The organism is Bacillus sp. MD-5, from assembly GCF_002201875.1.
GTDB classification, from domain to species: domain Bacteria; phylum Bacillota; class Bacilli; order Bacillales; family Bacillaceae; genus Bacillus; species Bacillus stercoris.
Window position 1 is genome coordinate 47,310 of sequence record NZ_CP021911.1, and the last position, 19,849, is coordinate 67,158.

Sequence of the window (19,849 nt, forward strand, 5' to 3'; positions counted from 1 at the left end):
ATTTGTTACTCAATACTAAACATAAGGAAGAGGTGTGCTATATGAATGGAAATCAAAATAAAAAAGTATTATTTTTGACGGACATTGAAAACGGCTTGGAGCCTATTTTACAAGAAGTGACTAACACTCCTGCAGAAAGTATGTTGACTATACAAAGCTATGGTGCCAGTATTTCACATCCTTATGGAGAAATCATGAGGTCTGTTATTTTTGCGATTTTCCAGGAAGATGTTGAGGAGATTTTTGTAGTAGGAACAAAAGATAAGAAAACTTCCACAGGTCATAGACTTACTCAACTTGAAGCAATGAAAGATAAAATACAAACATTGGATTATCTCTTTCAGAATTGCAAACCTGAATTTTTAGGTGGTACGGTCGATGAATGGCTACATGAAAATAGCAGTGACACCATTGAAAAAAGTGTTGATATCATTCGTCATCATCCATTAGTGCCGTCATATGTTAAAGTTCGAGGTTTAATCATTAATCAAGAGGATGGAACATCATCAATGGTGGAGGTTCCTGCTATGAAAACAGGTCAAACCTCACCTGATCATTGCTTGTCATGATGAAATGGAAGAACTTCTATACACCTATATATGAAAAAAACAGCTCTAAGGAGAAGGTATGGACTCTAATTTAACTGATTTTGTCACGAAAACAATAGAGGACATGAACTCGTTTGATCGTGAAAATATGGAATGTATGAAAAAAGTAATAAGAAAAGCAATTGATTTTTATCATCTACAATCTTATGAAGAAGTTGAGGAAACCCATTTAGGAAGCATTCGATTTTTGCATATACACTCTATGATGGAGGAAAATATGTTATCCAAAATGATAGTGGTCACAAGAAACGGTAATACTGATTTGGATATTGAAGGTGTATATGAAGGACATGTTGTAAGAGAATATTAATGAGACGAAATCACAAATAGAATATGCCAATTTTTTTGCTCAGGAGATGTATGATATATGAAAAAATCGAAAGGTTCTATTGAATCAGAGATCAGTAAATCCATTACTCAATGGGAGAAAGATTATCTTGGGCGCGGGTCTGTATCTGTTAAAACTGATATACTCCGGGATATGGTCATCGTCAATTTAAAAGGGATTTTAACACCAGCTGAATATGTAGTGTGTGGATCAAAAGAGGGTATGTTATCTATTAAACAAACTCGCTCGGAGTTAGTCGAATCAGGTATAGAAGGTCTTAAGGATATTATCCTAAAAATCACCGGAGAAAAAGTGATAAGTTTTCATACTGATTTAAGCTCCCGGACAGGTGAACGAGTAATGGTATTTAAATTATGTAATGATCTAGAGAAAAATCTTTAATATAAATGTTTGATGATCCCTGCTATTCAAGCCAGGGAGAAGGCATTCAAAATATTACCTGCCGCTTCTTTTGCTTTACAGTTATGTCATCATTACTATTTTTTATTCATAACCCACGAGCGGACTTGTTATTCCTGCTGAAAGATCTAACATCCGCTTTTGTTACGAGCGGATGTTTTTTCACATCTAATTAAAATGCATGAATTTGGTGCTGGTGCTTAGTCAATGCCAAATTCATTAAAAACATCCAAAATACCCGAACCCAAACATCTGTGAAACGTAAGCCTCTAGCGAATAGTGTTGTTTACTCCCTTAGCCAAAATCAAAATGTTTTATTGATTTAAATTAGAAGCTTTGCTTCGGTTAACAAAGTCACCGCCGAGTTCCCCCAAGAATAACATGATAATGAGACCCATTCGAAAGTGTAGGGTTTTTGATATGCTGTCTTCAGTTTCATTCCTCGAAATGAGTACCAAAAAACGAATTGACATATCGAAATATAACGATATAATAATTGGTATGGAGCCAATTGAAGTATTCAAAGCTTTATCAAATGAATCAAGGCTGCAAATTTTACAATGGCTGAAGGAGCCCGATCGTCATTTTGCACCCCATGAAGGGATTGATATGAACACAATCGGGGTATGTGTCAGTCAAATAACAGACAAATTGAAAATGACGCAATCGACAGCTTCTCAATATCTTACCATCCTTTTAAGAGCCGGCTTGATTAAGGCGGAGCGTATTGGAAAGTACACATATTACAAAAGAGATGAAGAAGCCATTGGGAAACTTGCTGACTTTCTTAAAACAGAGATATAAAAATAAACATCAAAAGATGTTTATTTTTACACTATACATATCGACATATTACGATGTGTTTATTTTTTATAATAACATATCGATATATCGTGATATGTTTATTAACAATTAAGGAGTGAATGCTTTATGTCTAATACTTGGAAAATTTATATTTTAGCCATTGTCAGCTTTTTAGTTGGAACCTCAGAATACATCATTTCGGGAATTTTGGATCAAATTGCTCATACTCTCGGGATCACTATAGCTGCCGCGGGCCAGCTTATTACCATTTTCTCACTTGTATATGCTCTTTCTACACCCGTACTTATGGCGTTGACAGCAAGTATGGATAGACGCAAATTGATGATGTATGCCCTCGGTTTGTTTGTGTTCGGTAATGTCCTGGCTTTTGTACTGCCTGGTTATGGATGGTTTATTGCAGCGCGGATCATTATGGCGATGGGAGCAGGTGTGGTTGTTGTTACCGCTTTAACCATTGCCGCTAAGATTGCATCGGAAGGAAAGCAGGGCAGTGCCATCGCTACTGTCGTGATGGGATTTACCGCTTCTTTAATCATAGGTGTTCCGCTTGGAAGAATGATAGCAGTAGCATTAGGCTGGAAGTCCGTATTTGGTGCCATTGCTTTGTTGGGATTGATCGCAATGGCCGTTATTTTCTTTACTCTTCCGCATACTAAAGGTGATAAGCCTGTGCCTTTGCTTCAACAGCTTGCTCTTTTCAAAAAACGGAAAGTGGCTATGGGGTTATCAATCACTTTCTTCTGGCTCGGGGGATATTCTGTTGCTTACACTTATTTGTCACCGTATCTCTTGAACATCTCAGGTATAAACGGCAAGCTGCTTAGCGGTGTTTTGCTTATATTTGGAATTGCCAGTTTGGTTGGATCGAAGTTTGGGGGATATAGCACCGATAAATGGGGAGTGCCCTTTACACTCGTTGGCGGGATGACGTTGCATATCGTCACACTGATTCTGCTGTCACTTGTTACTCATTCCTATATCGGCGTGTTGGTGATTCTCATATTATGGTCGTTTGCCGCATGGTCCACCGGTCCGACACAGCAATTTCACCTGGCTACAATAGAACCGGAAATGTCAGGTGTTTTGCTTAGCATGAATCAGTCAATGATGCAATTCGCCATGGCAGTCGGCGCAGGAATAGGAGGGGTTTTTGTAGAAAACGTATCATTGGCCTCGATTACCTGGGTTGGTGCGTTAGGGGTTATGATTGCCATTATTGCATCATTGATGATTTTCAATTCGCAACCGAAACAAGCGCTAAAAGATATTAATCAATAATTTCGAAAGATCTAACATCCGCTCGTTTTACAAGCGGGTGTTTTTTTATAAGCCCAAGTAGAAGGCACACTGAAGCTGAAAGAGATTTTTGCCGACGGAGATCTGAGGTACAGCAATTTATAATATACTAGGAATGGAAATAACGATATGGCGGAAGGATTCTAATGCTTCTCGCCTGTAATCACTACTTTGAGGATGTGTCATCGTGAATCAAAAGACGTACATTGAAATGAGCAGGACATCGCAGTACATCAACAAATTGAGAGAGTATTCAGTGCTAATTGATGGGGCTGAGATGGGTAATATCAAAGATGGAGGGAGGCTGCGAATTGATTTGCCGCCTGGTGAGCATGTTATTCAAGTGAAGATTGCTTGGTGTACAAGCCCAACTTTGAGGTTTACTTTAACGGAAGGGGAAGTGTTGAAGTTTAGATGCGGAAGTCCGCTTCGAGGATGGAAGTTGCTTTTGGCGCTTTTTTCTGTTTTGGGCCGTCCTGAAAATCATCTGTTTATCGAGCAGGAAGAAGAGAAAAAGGCTTTGTGGTGACTTTGTTGTGTGAATAAATATGAATAAATAGATTAAATACCCCTGAATTATGTTTTGTGAAAGATTGATATAAGCGGTAGCCTTTTCAATGTCGTTCTCCTTGGAGAAGGCTGCGTATAAGAAATTCTCGGACTTTGCGGATAGACCCTCCGATATCCATTTTCAGGATTAATATCTTCGGGGTGGATGAGTCCAATTTCATCATAGTACCGCAGTGTTTTTGTTGATACTTTGCATATCTTTGAAAATTCTCCGATCGATAGCAAGCGATCACCTCCTTGCTCCAAATGTACACCTTTCCGTAAGGACAAAGTCAAATGTGGAAATAAAATCTCTCCAAAGTTAATCAGAAATTTATTTTCATATCGTATCCTTTCAGTATCACGTGAAAGGAGCATCATATGAAAACATTATCGAAAGTCGTAAAAATCTTTTTTGGCAGCTTAGCTGCTTTGGTTTTGCTTGTATCCGTCTCGGTATTTATTTATCACCATTACCAACTAAATAAGGAAGCAGCACTTCTTAAAGAAAAAGGCACATTGGTCGATGTTGACGGTAAAAAGATGAATGTGTATCAAGAGGGAAGCGGGAAGGATACGTTTGTGTTTATGTCCGGCTCGGGGATTGCTGCGCCTGCTTATGAGATGAAAGGTTTGTACAGTAAGTTTTCAAAGGAAAACAAGATTGCTGTTGTTGATCGGGCAGGTTATGGATACAGTGATGTGTCTCACGATGACAGAGATATTGATACGATACTGGAACAGACAAGGAAAGCGCTTATGAAAAGTGGAAATAAGCCTCCTTATATTTTAATGCCTCATTCGATATCCGGGATTGAAGCGATGTATTGGGCGCAGAAATATCCTAAGGAAATTAAGGCGATTATTGCGATGGATATTGGATTGCCTCAGCAGTACGTCACGTATAAATTGAGCAGGATCGACAGACTGAAAGTGAGAGGATTCCATCTGTTAACGTCGATGGGTTTTCATCGGTTTATGCCTTCTGCTGTATATAACCCTGAGGTGATTCGTCAGTCGTTTTTAACCGATAAAGAAAAAGAAATCTATAAAGCCATTAACTTTAAGCAATTTTTTAATGCTGATATGGAGCATGAGCTGTTACAGTCTTACCAAAACGGCAGGAAATCTGTGAATTTGCCGGCGCCAAAAGAAACTCCTGTCTTATTTTTAGATGCGGTTTCTGACCAAAATAGACATTCAAAGTATGCCATACGAAACCGAAAAGACTATGAAGCGTTTGCGGCTCAATTCAATACTGCCGATATAAAGGAACTGAGGGGAACACACAGTATTTATTTATATCAGCCTGATCAAATATATAAACTTTCCATGGAGTTTATGAGAAAGGTTCGCTAGGATGAAGGGTTATCATATTTTAATCGTTGAAGACGATGTGATGATTGGTGATTTGCTGCAAAAGATTTTGCAGCGTGAGGGATATCGTGTGATATGGAAAACAGATGGAGCGGATGTGCTTTCGGTCATACAGAAGGTGGATTTGGTCATTATGGATGTGATGCTGCCGGGTGAGGACGGGTATCAAATGTCTGCAAAAATCAAAAAGCTGGGGCTGCGCATTCCGGTCATTTTTCTTTCGGCCCGCAATGACATGGACAGTAAGCTCCAAGGGTTGAAAATAGGCGAGGATTATATGGTGAAGCCCTTTGATCCGAGAGAGCTGCTGTTAAGAATGCAGAATATGCTTGAGCATCATTATGGGACCTTTACGCAAATCAAGCACTTGTATATTGATGCTAAAACCAAAAAAGTGTTCAATGAAAGCCTGCATGATGAGGTGTTGTTTACTGCGATTGAGCGGAAAATTTTCTTTTATTTATATGAAAATAGGGACAGCACCCTGACAAAGGATCATTTCTTTGAATATCTGTGGCAGCTCGAAGACAGAAACCCGAATATCGTCAATGTGCACATTAAAAAAATAAGAGCCAAAATCAACGATCAAGCGGGTGAGATTATTGAAAATATATATGGAGAAGGGTATCGGCTGAATACCGTTGTGAAGAAATGAAGTTAAAGACAAAATATATGTTGTTATTATGTACGGCTGTCATTAGTGTCCCGGTGCTATTGCTGGCGGTTAGTATTTTGATGTCTGTCATTTATGAAAACATGTTTAAATCAATGAATCACGGTACGCCTTTTCACAGGTCTTTTGCGTATCCGGCAATGCTCATTGTATTTTTGTTATCACTCTTATTGTTAGCTTTTTTATTTTCGAAGTCGATTCATTCTCTGCTGCATAAAATCAATCTATTACATCATACCATTCGGCATCTGGCGAGTGATCAAAAGGTGCCGGATAAAATAGAAGTGAAACGCGCTGATGAAATCGGGGAGCTGATCAAGTCGGTCAATTTGTTAATTGAACGGACGACATATCGTGAACTGGAATTGAAACAGCAGGAGGAAATCAAAAAGGAGCTTTTGCAAAAACTGCGTCATGACATTAACACACCTTTAACAGCTCTCAGGCTGCAGTTGTTTTATTTGGAAGGCCAATGTCATGATCAGGCCGTATTCGAATCGTTGTATCAGCAAATCGATTATATCTCGGAATTAACCAATGAATTCAATCTATATTCCGCCGAAACGCTAGAAAGCTCTTATATCGTAAATGAAGAAGTGCGTCTAAATGAGCTGTTAGAAACAGCGGTGAAAAAGTGGGATTATTTATATAGTATGAATGGGATTGAATTGCACTTTAAGCCGGCAGATCAAGATGTGATATGGATGAGCAACGTGTTATGGATGCAAAGGCTGTTTGATAATATTTTTCAAAATACGTTAAAGCATTCAAAAGCTGAAAAGATGGAAGTCAGGATCGAAAATGGCACTGTTTCTATCCGCGATGATGGTATTGGATTTGATCGGAATGAGAACAGTGAGGGGCTTGGGTTGAAGATTATTGAGGATATATGCAGACTGCTTGCGATGACTTATGAGTTGGAGACAAATGAGTATGGAACGCGGTTCTTGTTTTCAAAAGAGTGACCCCGCTGATGTTTTTCTTTCTCCCATAAACTATATATAATAGGTAGAAAGAAATGAGGTGATCAGTATATGTTTAAAAAATTCATCAAAACGATCAAAAACCTCTCAAGCAGTTCTAGTGACCGATATCGCAGGCATCGGCATTACAGCAGCAGCCGGAGCAGACATTATCGCAGCTACAGCAGCAGTTCGGGCAAAAGAAGACACTACGACCGTTATGGCGGGAGTCATCGTTATAAACGCCGGAGCTACAGCAGCAGTTAATCCGAAAAAAGTTCTTGTTCCGCTTTTGGGGCAAGGGTTTTTTTATGTGACCGATTGAATGGCCCGGTTTAGATCCTCGCGAATGGAAGCGGTGTGCTGATACTCTCTATCAATGCCCAATAATTTTTTCAGCAGCAGGGTTACTTCTTTTGTCAGCGTTAATTCCTCCAGCCAAGTGCCGTTTTTCTTCTTTTTTCCTTTATATTGAGAGTACAGCAGAAATAACAGCGTTTCTCCGAGATCGAAGAAGTCATCCTGTTTTCGCACCTTTATTTCCTCCGTTTCTTCAGAAGTCAATTGTTTGGCAAGGCCGAAATCAATGAGACAGAGCCTGCCGTTATTGACGATGATATTAGGCGTTCTGATATCGCTGTGGAAGATAAGGCGATCATGCAGGTATTCTATAATCTCAAGCAGCTGCGAAATCAATCGTAATGCCATAAGCTCTGTGAACGGCTGCTTTCGAAAAAATAATAATTCTTCTATATTCTCTCCCTCAACGAGCTGCATGACATAATAAGCCTGTCCGTCTATGATGAACTCATCTATGAAGCCCGGAATTTGCGGGTGATGAATGCTTTTGAGCAGTTTTATTTCCTGTTGGAACCGGACTTTCTCTTTTTCCTTTTTGACTTTTGTCGGCCGCAGCTGTTTTAAGACATAAGGTGTTTGAGTTAGGATATCGGTGCACAAATAAACCAAACCGTAGCCGCCCATGCCGAGGCATTCTTCGATTTTGTATTGATGATTTAATATAACGCCGTTCTTTAGAGGGCGGTCAAAAAGCAGTTTTTTTAGAAGTTTTAATGCCATGTCTGCACTTCCCTTGGTTGTACTGACTATAGTTTACCTTCTCGGCTAAGAATAAAAAAGAGCCGGATAACCGGCTCGGTATAAGTTAAAACTGCTTTGTCACGTCGTATTCATAATCTATTTTTGCTTTTACGTTGCTCATCGTCGATCTGGCAGTCGCTAATGTATTATATTTAAAACTCCATACCTTTGCCACACTGAGTTGATCCGGCAAAGAGATATCATAAGACCCTGAAGTCGAGCTGTTTACAAGGGCACGGCGCCATTCGTTATTTTCGCTTGTCATGATCAGATGGCGTGTATTTCCTTGGCTTGGTGTTTGAGTGGCGGTTGTTTGCACTCTGGTTACAATGGCATCACGCGGTATCCCGGATTGGTTTGTTAAATCAACCTTGATCACGCTGGAATCAGAACCTGAGGGGCTAAGGCTTGTATTTCCTTTATTTTCAGCAATGCCGCTGAATTGGAAGGTTCCGCTGCCTGATTTGATTCGGTCTTCAATTGAAAGCGTAAAGTACATGTTTCCAGTATAGGTGCCTCGTGACACCTTCACATAGAAGGTATCCGTCGTGTTTTGGGCGTCTGCATTTGCATAAATAAAAGAGGAGAACGTATTGGGGTTAATGACTTCTGTGCCTTGAGAAACAGGTATTCTGTTCTTATCGTAAATTTCAATTTTCATCCCTGTATACGCGCTCTGGTATGTACTCCTCACGTATACTTTTTCTCCCTTATTAGCCGTAAAAGTGAAATAGGCTTCATCTTGACCAGCTTCCAGTATCGTTGTATCGATATTTTTATATTTCCAATAACCGATCGGCATTGCGGTATCAAATGAATTGTTACCTGTGATCGCAGTGACTCCGGCAGCTGATGCCGAATACGTAAAGGTGAATAAGACAGACAGCATGATAGCAAATGGAATAAGCCATTTTTTCGCCATGTAAACAACCTCCTTTTATTTCCATCATACATAATAACTGTATGGGTGTAAATAAATGTTTTTAGAGGTTAATATATACATAACCATTGCCGATAAAAAAGAATAAGAGAGAATACTCGGGAGGGAATTCAATGCGTCTGAATCGGCAATTTATCCGCACTCAGCTGATGGCACAGAATATATTAAGCAAGAATGCGCCTGCCAAACGAGAGAATTTGACTGAAAGTACAGCGGCAGTTCTGGAAAAGGCATACAGCAGGCTTGAGCCGCGATCTTCAAGTGTGGGAATCGATCAGTTCAACTATTCTAAAACCAGCGTGTCGGGAAACAGTGGGACGTTCAGCAAAGTGTATCAATCAGCGAATGACCGAACAGTGACAGATACAGGGAAAGAAACAGTGATCGAATCCAATAACCCCTATGACTCTGAGAGTGATATCAGAATCAAAATACTAGATGAAAAATACAGCAGGATGAATGCCATAAACAAAGCAAAGTCTGATCCCTTAGGCTATATTAAGGATAAGTATCAAAATTCAAAGTCTCCTTATTTCAGAAGTGATCTGTCTGCCGCAGAAAGACAGGCTGCTTACGATAATGAAACAGAATGGCTATTCAAAGGCAAAGCCCAAAACTATAACCTCCAGGATGCTGCGTTTCGCAATGTTACATTTAATGGGGAAGTGGAAGCTGAGAATGAAAAGGTGTATCAGCGGAGCCAGGTGAACCAGCAGCTGCAAGTGCTTTTGAATCGGAACCATATTCACATTCCAGAGGGGACGGAGCTGACGTTTACGATTACGCCGATTGACTATCAGGTGCGTGTGAGCGGGACAGACGATCAGGATCTGATCAAGCAAATTGAGCAAGTACTGCAATCTGGAGACAACAGCAAAGAACTATTTTTACACATCATGAAAAGCCAAAGCAGTGATTCAACACAATTTTCCGAAGAGGCCTATAAAAAGTATCAGGCAGCTCGTGAGATGTACGAAGTCACAGGCTACCATTTGAAGGATTTAGAAGTGATTGACGGGCGGTATGTAACGCCTGATGGACGTGACTTGTTAGACGTCTATCAAGAAGAACTTGAAAAAGATCCTGTGCAAAAAGAGACGGCCTCTTATGCTATATCTCACTATCGTTCAGAGCTTAGTGAAATTGCGGAAGCTGGGTATGATGCCATTCCGGATTTCATCCTATCAATTGATTACAGCAATGGATCTCTGAGAGATGTGGGACAAAGCAAGAGCTATGGAACCGGAGATACCGGGTGGCTTGAAGCATTAAAGCGTCAAACGGGCGTAAATTATTAGGTAAGCTGTTCATTTGGAACAGCTTATTTTTTATGAAAATCTAAAAATTATAATTTTAATATTCAAATAATTTTATTATTTTTATATAGAAGATTTTAAATGAAGTGAATGATTCAAAACTTAGCACAAAGGTGTTTACCTGAAAAAAACAATTGTATTTTCCAGAGAAATTTATTATGATGAAATAAGTAATTTAGGAGATTATATAACAATTTTGAGTTTGAATTTTCTGATTGTTATTACTGATTGATGTGAGGGCAAGCAGATCTGCTGTTTTCTCATTTGTGAGTATTTTTGTGAGGAGGAGGAAGAGGAGTGGCAAATAAAGAATTAAAGAGGGGCCTGGGCGCGCGTCATATTCAGATGATCGCCTTGGGCGGCACGATCGGTGTTGGCTTGTTTATGGGGTCTGCCAGCACAATTTCATGGACTGGCCCATCTGTCCTTCTGGCTTATGCAATATGCGGAATTTTTATCTTTTTTATTATGCGTGCGATGGGTGAAATGCTGTATGTCGAGCCGAGCACAGGTTCTTTTGCGACATTCGGCCATCAATATATTCATCCGATGGCAGGTTATATAACAGCATGGAGCAACTGGTTCCAGTGGATTATCGTCGGCATGTCAGAAATTATCGCTGTCGGTACTTATATGAAGTATTGGTTCCCGGATTTGCCTGCTTGGATACCTGGTATCGTGGCAATGGTGATTCTTGGCGCAGCGAATTTAATTTCTGTTAAGTCGTTTGGTGAATTTGAATTTTGGTTTGCGATGATTAAAATCGTGACGATTATCTTGATGATTATTGCGGGGATCGGAATTATTTTCTTCGGTTTTGGCAACGGCGGAGATGCGATCGGATTGTCGAACCTGTGGTCTCACGGGGGCTTCTTTGCAGGAGGTTTCTCAGGTTTCTTCTTTGCACTGTCGCTTGTCATTGCGGCTTATCAAGGAGTTGAGCTGATCGGGATTACAGCGGGCGAAGCGAAGGACCCGCAAAACACGCTAAGAAACGCGATTCAAAGTATTATCTGGCGCATTTTGATTTTCTACATTGGCGCTATTTTTGTGATTGTGACGGTGTATCCTTGGGATGAGCTCAATTCACTCGGAAGTCCGTTCGTGTCAACGTTCTCGAAAATCGGAATCACGGCAGCGGCCGGCATTATTAACTTTGTCGTGATTACAGCGGCAATGTCGGGCTGTAACAGCGGCATTTTCAGTGCGGGCCGCATGCTGTATACACTGGGTGTAAATGGACAAGCACCGAAGTTCTTTACGAAGATTTCACGCAACGGTGTGCCGCTGTATGGCACAATTGCGGTGCTGATCGGTTTGGCTGTCGGTGTTGTACTAAACTATATCGCGCCGCCGAAGATCTTTGTCTATGTATACAGCGCAAGCGTGCTTCCTGGGATGATTCCTTGGTTTATCATTTTGATCAGTCATATCGGATTCAGAAAAGCGAAGGGCGCCGCATTAGATAAACATCCATTCAAGATGCCATTTGCCCCTTTTACAAACTATTTGACGATTGCTTTCTTGCTGATGGTTCTGGTAGGCATGTGGTTTAACGATGATACTCGTATCTCTCTGATTGTAGGCGTGATTTTCTTAGCGCTTGTGGTCATTAGTTATTATGTGTTTGGGATAGGCAAACGCACACAAGCCAATTTGACAAAAAGCCAACAAGCAGCTGAATAACGATAAAAAAGAGACATTCACGGATGTCTCTTTTTTTATTTTTCGCGTATGTATTTTCCCTGTTATAGCAAGCTATAGGGTAAAGATAGCAGAAGGAAAGGTGTTCATAAAATGGATGTTACACTCGGTTATTTGCGTGAATCACTTTCGAATCATCTTGAAAATGAAGTCTGCCAGCGGATTTGCAAGAAAATGCTGGCGAAGCGGTATGCGAATGAAGAGGAATTTGTAAAAGACTTAGATGATAATGAAATGTCTTTTTTGAACCATGTATTAGAAAAGGAAATTAAGTATGCGCAGAATGAACAGGATCAAAAGCGGGCTAAGGAATTAAATGAGGTGTATGAATTACTGCTTTGAGAAAGGCGGGAAAAAGGAATGGGAGCAATTGAACGAAGCGGATATACTTTTCAGCCGGAGTTTAGCGTTGTCCGTCAAAACGGAGCCATCCATGTGTACCATCAAGGAGAATTTGTGGAAGAAATCGAATTTGAATTTAATGGAGAATATCCTGATCATGATTTGATTGAAGAGCTTGTGAATCATTATTGTTTTGAGCATGAGATTTAGAGCCCTGCCATGCAGGGCTCTTTCATTTATGATGTGATCAAGCCATACTTTTTCAGGATATTCACGGTGATGTTTTTGGCTTTTGTGCCGGAATCATCGACATTGGTGACAAAGACATAAGAGCCATGCTCAGTTTTGATGAATCCAACAAACCAGCCTAATCCCATATCGGTCAGGCGGGTTCCGGTTTTCCCGTAAAGCGTGTAATGATCGCCTTCCTCTTGAATCATCATGCGCTTGACGGTTTTCATCACCGGTTTGTCAAATGGAAGCTCCTCTTTAAATAACTTCTTCAAAAAGGCTTCCTGTTCCAGCGGCGAAATTGTCAGAGAGCTTTGCAGCCAAAACTGATCGATTCCCCCGCTGATATCCTCGTTGCCGTAAGATAGTGTATGAAGCCATGTTTTCATTCTTTCCTCGCCGATATCCCGTGCTAATGCTTGATAATACCAGATTGCGGATTCGCGCATGGCCGAGCCAAGCGTATGGTCGCGGTTCCATGATTCGAATTCACGCTTGACCCCGTCCCATCGTTTAACATCGTATTCATCGCGTACAGCTTTGACCTGCAAACCGATTAAGGCATTTACGACCTTAAAGGTGGACTGCGGAGTTTGTCGTTGATTTGCCCGTTCTCTGTTGTAGACAAATGTCTGATCCTTTTGCAAATCGTGGAGAATGAAGGTTCCATCCGTATCCTTGAATTCATCATCGACATTCATTCTGCTGACATTCAAGTGTTTTTCATGAGCAGATGATGCTGCGTGGAAGGAGAAGCCGCCGATCCCTGCAATACTCAGCACAAGCACAACATATATCCATTTCTTCATTTTGTTCTCCCCTTTGTTTTGATTAACTACCTTTTCTCTCTTTCGTTTGTTCTTCCTTTAAAAAATAATCAAAAAGCGCTTAAATTTGGATTTGCAAACAAATACTGTTACTGGGTTTATATTCGGAAGATAACGTGAAAATAGAGGGTAAAAAGGAAGGCAGGGTAAGCGGATGAATGAGCAGATTCCACATGACAAAAGTCTCGATAACAGCCTGACACTGCTGAAGGAAGGGTATTTATTTATTAAAAACAGAACAGAGCGCTACAATTCAGATTTGTTTCAGGCCCGTTTGTTGGGAAAAAACTTTATTTGCATGACTGGCGCTGAGGCGGCGAAGGTGTTTTATGATACGGATCGATTCCAGCGGCAGAACGCTTTGCCGAAGCGGGTGCAGAAATCGCTGTTTGGTGTCAATGCGATTCAGGGAATGGATGGCAGCGCGCATATCCATCGGAAGATGCTTTTTCTGTCATTGATGACACCGCCGCATCAAAAACGTTTGGCTGAGTTGATGACAGAGGAGTGGAAAGCAGCAGTCACAAGATGGGAGAAGGCAGATCAGGTTGTGTTATTTGAAGAAGCCAAAGAAATCCTGTGCCGGGTAGCCTGCTATTGGGCAGGTGTTCCGTTGAAGGAAACGGAAGTCAAAGAGAGAGCGGATGACTTCATTGACATGGTCGATGCGTTCGGTGCTGTGGGACCGCGGCATTGGAAGGGAAGAAGAGCAAGGCCGCGTGCGGAAGAGTGGGTTGAAGTCATGATTGAAGATGTGCGTGCCGGCTTGCTCAAAACACCTGCCGGAACAGCGCTGCATGAAATGGCGTTTCACAAACAAGAAGATGGAAGCGAGTTGGATTCCCGGATGGCATCCATTGAGCTGATTAATGTACTGCGGCCTATTGTGGCCATTTCTTACTTTCTTGTGTTTTCAGCCTTGGCGCTTCATGAGCATCCGAAGTATAAGGAATGGCTGCGGTCTGGAAGCAGCCGGGAAAGAGAAATGTTTGTGCAGGAGGTCCGCAGATATTATCCGTTCGGCCCGTTTTTAGGTGCGCTTGTCAAAAAGGACTTTGTATGGAATAACTGTGAGTTTAAGAAGGGAACATCGGTATTACTTGATGTATATGGAACGAATCACGATCCTCGTCTATGGGATCATCCCGATGAATTCCGGCCGGAACGATTTGCGGAGAGGGAGGAAAATCCGTTTGATTTGATTCCTCAAGGCGGGGGGCACGCCGAGAAAGGCCATCGCTGTCCAGGGGAAGGCATTACAATTGAAGTCATGAAAGCGAGCCTGGATTTTCTCGTCAATCAGATTGAATACGACGTTCCGGAACAATCACTGCACTACAGTCTCGCCAGAATGCCGTCATTGCCTGAAAGCGGCTTTATCATGAGCGGAATCAGGCAGAAAAGGTAAATCAAAAGCTCTCTTCCTTATCGAAGAGAGCTTTTTTGATTACTTCTTTTTTTCATCGTAGTATTGGACGGGATACATGGAGCCTTCTGATACCATTTTGTTGTCCTCGATATCTTGCGGGTCCGGGTGGCCGGCTTTATCGACTGGGAACGTTTCCATGTCTGGCTGTTTTGTTATTTTCATCTTCATGCTGTGAATGAATTCTCTTGCTTTTTGGCGATTTGACGGGTCTTTTAATAGATAAGAAGTGATGCCGACAGTTGAAACAGCGAGACCTGAAAGTAACAGTTTTTGTTTCATGGTGATACTCCTTTCTATTTTAAGAGTAGTGTTTCCTGTATCATTCCCGTTTTGGTTATAGCTAAACCTATTAAGTTTTTATCATTCGCATTTTCAGTAAATTCCATTTTTGAAAAACTAGTGACTTCATTCCTGTATTGGAAGGTAATATACATTGATTTATTATTATTTTAGTCAAAATTCGATAAATATTGACAAGGTCAAGTAATCAGAATAATAATATAACTAGCAAGAGAATGCCATCATACATGAAAGGTGTTTACGATATGAATCAATTGCATCGAAGAATGGGAACGTTTTCCCTCATGATGGTCGGGCTCGGGTCGATGATTGGCTCAGGCTGGCTGTTCGGGGCGTGGCGTGCGGCCCAAATAGCAGGACCAGCTGCTATTATTTCATGGATTATTGGAATGGTCGTCATTTTATTTATTGCTCTTTCTTATAGTGAATTAGGATCTATGTTCCCTGAAGCCGGGGGAATGGTAAAATATACGCAATATTCACACGGTTCGTTTATCGGTTTTATCGCAGGCTGGGCCAACTGGATTGCGATTGTGTCCGTTATTCCGGTTGAAGCCGTTGCCTCTGTTCAATATATGAGCTCTTGGCCTTGGGAATGGGCAAAATGGACAAGCGGTTTGGTGAAGAATGGAACACTGACTGGGGAGGGACTGGCATTTGCCTCTGTATTGCTTCTCATTTATTTCCTGCTGAACTACTGGACAGTCAATCTATTTTCTAAAGCGAATTCATTCATTACAATTTTTAAAATTATTATTCCGGGTCTGACGATTGGAGCTTTGCTGTTTGTCGGATTCCACGGAGAAAACTTTACTGACGGTCAAAGCGTTGCGCCGAATGGCTGGGCGAGTGTGCTGACAGCGGTGGCCACTTCCGGTATCGTTTTTGCGTTTAATGGTTTCCAAAGCCCGATTAATATGGCGGGTGAAGCAAAAAATCCGGGGAAATCAATTCCGATTGCAGTTGTCGGTTCTCTTTTCGTAGCAACAGTCATTTATGTCCTGCTGCAGATCGCCTTTATCGGAGCGGTGAACCCTTCTGATATTGCTCACGGCTGGAGCCACCTGAACTTTAATTCTCCTTTTGCTGATTTGGCGATTGCGCTGAATATTAACTGGCTTGTGATCGTGTTATATGCGGATGCATTTGTATCACCTTCTGGAACTGGGATTACGTATACGGCGACAACGTCCCGAATGATTTACGGAATGGAAAAAAACAAATATATGCCGAGTATATTCGGGAAGCTTCACCCGATTTACGGTGTGCCGAGACAAGCCATGTTCTTTAACTTGATTGTTTCGTTCATCTTTTTGTTCCTGTTCAGAGGGTGGGGCGTGTTAGCGGAAATTATTTCTGTTGCTACGTTAATTTCTTATATCACCGGCCCGGTTACAGTGATGACATTGAGACGGACGGGGAAAGACCTGTACAGGCCTCTTCGTTTAAAAGGCTTAAACGTGATTGCGCCGCTTGGATTTATCTTTGCGTCGCTGGTGCTGTATTGGGCCCGCTGGCCGTTAACAGGACAGGTGCTGTTTATTATCCTGATCGGTCTGCCGATTTACTTCTATTATCAGGCGAAGGCGAAATGGAAAGGGTTTGGCCGAAACTTTAAAGCAGGCGTCTGGATGGTGTTTTATCTGCTGGCCATGATGGTCATTTCTTATTTGGGCAGTGATAAATTCGGCGGCCTGAATGTCATTCATTATGGCTGGGATATGGTTCTGATTGCGATGGTATCACTTGTATTCTATGTGTGGGCGCTGAAGAGCGGCTACCAGACAGAATACTTAAAGGATGCGAAAGAAATAAATTCTCAGCTGCTTAATGGACAGTCAGAAGCTGCTGCAGGAAAAGAATAAATGAAAAACCTTGCGCGGAGGGCGCAAGGTTTTTTTGTTGATTTGGTCCATATCGAAATGTTACACCATTGTAAATTCAATTTGGGTTTTAAAGGCCCATTGTTAAGTTAGTGTAAATTTGTTAGAAGATTCATTTACATTCATATGAACTTGAAACATAATCATAGGGAGTTTTGCTGATATATGTCGAGACAGAGGTGAAAGCGTTGACGATTGATATCCAAACATTACTGTTCGAATTCTTTGGGGGTCTCGGTATTTTCCTAATTGGAATTAAGTTCATGGGAGAGGGACTTCAGAAATCGGCTGGGGATAGATTGAGAAATATATTAGACCGTTTTACAAGCAATCCGCTGATGGGCGTATTGGCGGGCATCATTGTGACGGTTTTGATTCAAAGCAGCTCGGGAACGACGGTAATTACCGTCGGGCTTGTCAGTGCGGGCTTTATGACGCTTCGTCAGGCCATTGGCGTTATTATGGGAGCCAATATTGGAACAACGGTTACCGCGTTTATTATCGGGATTGACATAGGGGCTTATGCATTGCCGATTATTGCTGTCGGCGGATTTTTACTGTTTTTCTTTAAGCATAAACATGTGCAAAATGCCGGCCAGATTGTGTTTGGGTTTGGGGCTCTGTTTTATGGGCTGGAGTTAATGAGCGGCGGCATGAAACCGCTCCGTTCACTTGAGGCATTTCATGATTTAACTGTCAGTATGAGCTCTAATCCGTTACTAGGTGCTGTCATTGGGACTTTGTTTACGGTTCTTGTGCAAAGCTCCAGCGCCACGATCGGCATCTTGCAAGGTTTATTCTCAGATGGGCTGATTGATATTAACGGTGCGCTGCCAGTGTTATTCGGTGATAATATCGGGACGACGATCACCGCGGTTCTTGCATCTTTAGGTGCATCTGTTGCGGCGAGGCGTGCTGCTGCTACTCATGTGCTGTTTAACCTAATCGGGACAGCAATTTTCCTGATTTTTCTTAAGCCGTTTACAGCATTGATTTTGTCACTTCAGGCTTCGATGGGGCTTGATCCGAAAATGACAATTGCATTCGCACATGGAATCTTTAATACGACCAATACGATTATACAGCTTCCTTTTGTCGGGATATTGGCTTTGATCGTAACAAAACTGATTCCGGGCAAGGATTCAATGGTCGAATACAAGTCGCATCTTGATCCGATTTTTATTGAACAATCACCATCTATTGCTCTCGGACAGGCAAAAGAAGAAGTGATCCAAATGGGGAATTTTGCGGTGCAGGGGCTGGAAGTCACAAAGCAGTTTTTGGTAACAAAACAGCCAAAATATGCGGCCAATGCTTATCAGATAGAGGATGCGGTTAACAATCTCGACCGGAAAATTACCGATTATTTGATCGAACTTTCTTCAAGTTCTCTCTCAGAGCACGAGTCTGAGGAGCATCATATGTTGATGGATACGGTCAGAGACATTGAAAGAATCGGAGATCACTTCGAAAATGTGATTGAATTGATAGAATACCAGCAGGCGCATCGTGTGGTTATAACTGAATCTGCCATGACGGATTTAACTGAAATGATGGATTTGACGATTTCTACTGTGAAGGCGTCCATTGAAGCTTTGCACCACAATGATGCAAAGATAGCTGAACAAGTCATTGAAAAAGAAGATGACATTGACAAAATGGAACGGAAGCTTCGCAAAAAGCATATTATCCGTTTGAATGAAGGGCTGTGTACTGGACAAGCGGGCATCGTCTTTGTTGATATGATCAGCAACCTGGAGCGTATCGGCGATCATGCGGTCAATATTGCTGAAGCTGTTATTGGTGAAAATCAATGAGGAAAAAGCATAGAATCCTAGGATTCTATGCTTTTTTGTAGTCTTTTTTCACCTTCTGAAAGATATCAGCGTAATTCGTAAACACCCCTGTCACGCCCCAATCAAGCAGGCGGCGCATATCTGCTTCTGTATTGACTGTGTAAGGGTGCAGCAGGAGGCCGTGGCTGCGGATCATACGGACGTTTTCTTGATTCAAAGCTTTATAATCCGGGCCTGCACCAACAGCGTATGTTTTGATTTCTTCCAGTTCAGCATCTGTCATTGCCGCCATTTGTTTGGCTTCCAGCAATTGAACGGTCGGCAGTTTTGGCTGTAATTGATGGACTTTTAACAGGCTTTCTTTGCTGAACGATTGAATGATCACCTGGCCGGGCTTAGAATGTTTGCCCAGTAATTTATGTTTCTGCAAGGAAGCGATCAGTTTTTCTTCCATACCAGGGTAGGTGTCAGGCGATTTTGTTTCAATGTAGTAGTTCGCGTGCTTTCCGAAACGGTCTAATACTTCTTCTAATGTAGGAACTTTAAGGCCGGCGTACTGCGGCTTCGCTTTTTCCGGATAAGCTTCATTAAACCAAGAACCGGCGTCCAGCTTCTTAATGTCTGCGAGCGTATGGTCTTTCACCCAGCCCGTTCCGTTTGTGGTACGGTTCAGTTTTTCGTCGTGCATGACAATCAATTTCCCGTCTTTTGTCATTTGCAGATCCAATTCAATATAATCTGCTTTCATTTTTTGAGCGGTTTCGTAAGACAGAATCGTGTGCTCAGGCACATATCCAGAAGCCCCTCTATGCGCAACAGTCAGGATACGGTCAGGCGACAGCAGGTTTCCTTTTGACGCTGCCGACACAGGCGTTACCATAAATGAGAGTAAGCCTAGCGACAGAACAACCAAGACAAGTATTCTATTTTTTCTCATGATTT

Annotated in this window: 22 protein-coding genes and 1 pseudogene; 17 read left to right on the plus strand and 6 right to left on the minus strand. The window is 41.7% G+C overall.

Annotated elements, in window-relative coordinates; genetic code table 11:
• Positions 1–41 precede the first annotated feature (41 nt).
• The 6 genes from CDO84_RS00210 to CDO84_RS00235 all read left to right on the plus strand — a co-directional run bounded on the left by CDO84_RS00210 (position 42) and on the right by CDO84_RS00235 (position 4,006).
• Positions 42–569 (plus strand): carbonic anhydrase, encoded by a 528-nt coding sequence (locus tag CDO84_RS00210; RefSeq protein ID WP_040084347.1) that lies wholly within the window; start codon positions 42–44, stop codon positions 567–569.
• A 58-nt stretch (positions 570–627) separates the two neighbouring features.
• The gene (locus CDO84_RS00215; RefSeq protein ID WP_014662580.1) at positions 628–918 is read left to right on the plus strand and encodes a DUF6407 family protein; all 291 of its coding nucleotides are present in this window, start codon (positions 628–630) and stop codon (positions 916–918) included.
• A 57-nt stretch (positions 919–975) separates the two neighbouring features.
• Entirely contained in the window at positions 976–1,338 is a 363-nt protein-coding gene (locus CDO84_RS00220) for a Na-translocating system protein MpsC family protein (protein ID WP_040084346.1), read from the plus strand.
• Positions 1,339–1,857: 519 nt separating this feature from the next.
• Positions 1,858–2,160, plus strand: a complete 303-nt coding sequence (locus CDO84_RS00225; RefSeq protein ID WP_003234907.1) for an ArsR/SmtB family transcription factor — start codon at positions 1,858–1,860, stop codon at positions 2,158–2,160.
• Between the two features lie 126 nt (positions 2,161–2,286).
• Positions 2,287–3,459 carry an MFS transporter gene (locus CDO84_RS00230; RefSeq protein ID WP_040084344.1) on the plus strand — a complete coding sequence of 391 codons (1,173 nt, stop codon included), beginning with the start codon at positions 2,287–2,289 and terminating at the stop codon, positions 3,457–3,459.
• A gap of 205 nt (positions 3,460–3,664) precedes the next feature.
• The gene (locus CDO84_RS00235; RefSeq protein WP_040084342.1) at positions 3,665–4,006 is read left to right on the plus strand and encodes a hypothetical protein; all 342 of its coding nucleotides are present in this window, start codon (positions 3,665–3,667) and stop codon (positions 4,004–4,006) included.
• Between the two features lie 149 nt (positions 4,007–4,155).
• Here the strand turns inward: CDO84_RS00235 and CDO84_RS21535 are convergent.
• Positions 4,156–4,272, minus strand: a pseudogene (locus tag CDO84_RS21535) (MerR family DNA-binding transcriptional regulator); the annotation flags it as partial.
• A 135-nt stretch (positions 4,273–4,407) separates the two neighbouring features.
• Between CDO84_RS21535 and CDO84_RS00245 the strand changes: the two are divergent.
• The 4 genes from CDO84_RS00245 to CDO84_RS00260 are packed head-to-tail and all read left to right on the plus strand — an operon-like array spanning position 4,408 to position 7,363.
• Positions 4,408–5,385: an alpha/beta fold hydrolase gene (locus tag CDO84_RS00245; protein WP_040084339.1), complete on the plus strand. Its 978-nt coding sequence runs from the start codon at positions 4,408–4,410 to the stop codon at positions 5,383–5,385.
• A gap of 1 nt (position 5,386) precedes the next feature.
• Positions 5,387–6,058, plus strand: coding sequence for a two-component system response regulator YbdJ (gene ybdJ / locus CDO84_RS00250; protein ID WP_040084337.1), 672 nt, complete (start codon positions 5,387–5,389; stop codon positions 6,056–6,058).
• Positions 6,055–7,041 carry a two-component system sensor histidine kinase YbdK gene (locus CDO84_RS00255; protein WP_040084336.1) on the plus strand — a complete coding sequence of 329 codons (987 nt, stop codon included), beginning with the start codon at positions 6,055–6,057 and terminating at the stop codon, positions 7,039–7,041. The genes ybdJ and CDO84_RS00255 overlap by 4 nt, the downstream gene beginning before the upstream one ends.
• Before the next feature lie 58 nt (positions 7,042–7,099).
• A complete protein-coding gene (locus CDO84_RS00260) occupies positions 7,100–7,363 on the plus strand; it encodes a hypothetical protein (protein WP_082033072.1) in 264 nt (87 codons plus the stop codon).
• Here the strand turns inward: CDO84_RS00260 and CDO84_RS00265 are convergent.
• Both CDO84_RS00265 and CDO84_RS00270 read right to left on the minus strand, forming a co-directional pair.
• Positions 7,348–8,118, minus strand: a complete 771-nt coding sequence (locus tag CDO84_RS00265) for a serine/threonine-protein kinase (RefSeq protein ID WP_040084335.1) — start codon at positions 8,116–8,118, stop codon at positions 7,348–7,350. The genes CDO84_RS00260 and CDO84_RS00265 overlap by 16 nt on opposite strands.
• Before the next feature lie 85 nt (positions 8,119–8,203).
• Positions 8,204–9,061, minus strand: a complete 858-nt coding sequence (locus tag CDO84_RS00270) for a hypothetical protein (RefSeq protein WP_040084332.1) — start codon at positions 9,059–9,061, stop codon at positions 8,204–8,206.
• Between the two features lie 131 nt (positions 9,062–9,192).
• Between CDO84_RS00270 and CDO84_RS00275 the strand changes: the two genes are divergently transcribed.
• From CDO84_RS00275 to CDO84_RS00290, 4 genes are all read left to right on the plus strand, one after another.
• A complete protein-coding gene (locus tag CDO84_RS00275; protein ID WP_040084329.1) occupies positions 9,193–10,377 on the plus strand; it encodes a DUF4885 domain-containing protein in 1,185 nt (394 codons plus the stop codon).
• 315 nt (positions 10,378–10,692) lie between these two features.
• Entirely contained in the window at positions 10,693–12,081 is a 1,389-nt protein-coding gene (locus CDO84_RS00280; RefSeq protein WP_014662593.1) for an amino acid permease, read from the plus strand.
• Positions 12,082–12,192: 111 nt separating this feature from the next.
• Complete coding sequence (csgA, locus tag CDO84_RS00285) at positions 12,193–12,441, plus strand: sigma-G-dependent sporulation-specific acid-soluble spore protein CsgA (RefSeq protein ID WP_003234887.1); 249 nt, start codon at positions 12,193–12,195, stop codon at positions 12,439–12,441.
• Positions 12,442–12,459: 18 nt separating this feature from the next.
• Positions 12,460–12,651, plus strand: coding sequence for a DUF5370 family protein (locus CDO84_RS00290; protein WP_003234886.1), 192 nt, complete (start codon positions 12,460–12,462; stop codon positions 12,649–12,651).
• A 26-nt stretch (positions 12,652–12,677) separates the two neighbouring features.
• Here CDO84_RS00290 and blaOXA read toward each other — a convergent pair whose 3' ends face one another.
• On the minus strand, positions 12,678–13,481 hold the full coding sequence (blaOXA, locus tag CDO84_RS00295; RefSeq protein ID WP_040084328.1) for a class D beta-lactamase: 804 nt from the start codon (positions 13,479–13,481) through the stop codon (positions 12,678–12,680).
• 172 nt (positions 13,482–13,653) lie between these two features.
• Between blaOXA and cypC the strand changes: the two genes are divergently transcribed.
• Positions 13,654–14,907 carry a CYP152 family fatty-acid peroxygenase CypC gene (cypC, locus tag CDO84_RS00300; protein WP_040084327.1) on the plus strand — a complete coding sequence of 418 codons (1,254 nt, stop codon included), beginning with the start codon at positions 13,654–13,656 and terminating at the stop codon, positions 14,905–14,907.
• Between the two features lie 39 nt (positions 14,908–14,946).
• Here cypC and CDO84_RS00305 read toward each other — a convergent pair whose 3' ends face one another.
• Positions 14,947–15,207 carry a hypothetical protein gene (locus CDO84_RS00305; protein WP_003234883.1) on the minus strand — a complete coding sequence of 87 codons (261 nt, stop codon included), beginning with the start codon at positions 15,205–15,207 and terminating at the stop codon, positions 14,947–14,949.
• 266 nt (positions 15,208–15,473) lie between these two features.
• On the opposite strand from CDO84_RS00305, the gene CDO84_RS00310 reads away from it, so the two are divergent.
• Positions 15,474–17,093, plus strand: coding sequence for a glutamate/serine transporter AimA (locus CDO84_RS00310; RefSeq protein WP_040084326.1), 1,620 nt, complete (start codon positions 15,474–15,476; stop codon positions 17,091–17,093).
• A 206-nt stretch (positions 17,094–17,299) separates the two neighbouring features.
• Entirely contained in the window at positions 17,300–18,928 is a 1,629-nt protein-coding gene (locus CDO84_RS00315) for a Na/Pi cotransporter family protein (protein ID WP_040084400.1), read from the plus strand.
• A 25-nt stretch (positions 18,929–18,953) separates the two neighbouring features.
• On the opposite strand, the gene CDO84_RS00320 is transcribed toward CDO84_RS00315, so the two are convergent.
• Positions 18,954–19,844: a glycerophosphodiester phosphodiesterase gene (locus CDO84_RS00320; RefSeq protein WP_040084324.1), complete on the minus strand. Its 891-nt coding sequence runs from the start codon at positions 19,842–19,844 to the stop codon at positions 18,954–18,956.
• Positions 19,845–19,849 lie beyond the last annotated feature (5 nt).

Excerpts from the sequence above, each read along its gene's own strand:
- CDO84_RS00210 (WP_040084347.1), top strand. The coding sequence starts at position 42 with ATGAATGGAAATCAAAATAAAAAAGTATTATTTTTGACGGACATTGAA.
- CDO84_RS00215 (WP_014662580.1), top strand. The coding sequence starts at position 628 with ATGGACTCTAATTTAACTGATTTTGTCACGAAAACAATAGAGGACATG.
- CDO84_RS00220 (WP_040084346.1), top strand. The coding sequence starts at position 976 with ATGAAAAAATCGAAAGGTTCTATTGAATCAGAGATCAGTAAATCCATT.
- CDO84_RS00225 (WP_003234907.1), top strand. The coding sequence starts at position 1,858 with ATGGAGCCAATTGAAGTATTCAAAGCTTTATCAAATGAATCAAGGCTG.
- CDO84_RS00230 (WP_040084344.1), top strand. The coding sequence starts at position 2,287 with ATGTCTAATACTTGGAAAATTTATATTTTAGCCATTGTCAGCTTTTTA.
- CDO84_RS00245 (WP_040084339.1), top strand. The coding sequence starts at position 4,408 with ATGAAAACATTATCGAAAGTCGTAAAAATCTTTTTTGGCAGCTTAGCT.
- ybdJ (WP_040084337.1), top strand. The coding sequence starts at position 5,387 with ATGAAGGGTTATCATATTTTAATCGTTGAAGACGATGTGATGATTGGT.
- CDO84_RS00255 (WP_040084336.1), top strand. The coding sequence starts at position 6,055 with ATGAAGTTAAAGACAAAATATATGTTGTTATTATGTACGGCTGTCATT.
- CDO84_RS00265 (WP_040084335.1), bottom strand. The coding sequence starts at position 8,118 with ATGGCATTAAAACTTCTAAAAAAACTGCTTTTTGACCGCCCTCTAAAG.
- CDO84_RS00270 (WP_040084332.1), bottom strand. The coding sequence starts at position 9,061 with ATGGCGAAAAAATGGCTTATTCCATTTGCTATCATGCTGTCTGTCTTA.
- CDO84_RS00275 (WP_040084329.1), top strand. The coding sequence starts at position 9,193 with ATGCGTCTGAATCGGCAATTTATCCGCACTCAGCTGATGGCACAGAAT.
- csgA (WP_003234887.1), top strand. The coding sequence starts at position 12,193 with ATGGATGTTACACTCGGTTATTTGCGTGAATCACTTTCGAATCATCTT.
- CDO84_RS00290 (WP_003234886.1), top strand. The coding sequence starts at position 12,460 with ATGGGAGCAATTGAACGAAGCGGATATACTTTTCAGCCGGAGTTTAGC.
- blaOXA (WP_040084328.1), bottom strand. The coding sequence starts at position 13,481 with ATGAAGAAATGGATATATGTTGTGCTTGTGCTGAGTATTGCAGGGATC.
- cypC (WP_040084327.1), top strand. The coding sequence starts at position 13,654 with ATGAATGAGCAGATTCCACATGACAAAAGTCTCGATAACAGCCTGACA.
- CDO84_RS00305 (WP_003234883.1), bottom strand. The coding sequence starts at position 15,207 with ATGAAACAAAAACTGTTACTTTCAGGTCTCGCTGTTTCAACTGTCGGC.
- CDO84_RS00310 (WP_040084326.1), top strand. The coding sequence starts at position 15,474 with ATGAATCAATTGCATCGAAGAATGGGAACGTTTTCCCTCATGATGGTC.
- CDO84_RS00320 (WP_040084324.1), bottom strand. The coding sequence starts at position 19,844 with ATGAGAAAAAATAGAATACTTGTCTTGGTTGTTCTGTCGCTAGGCTTA.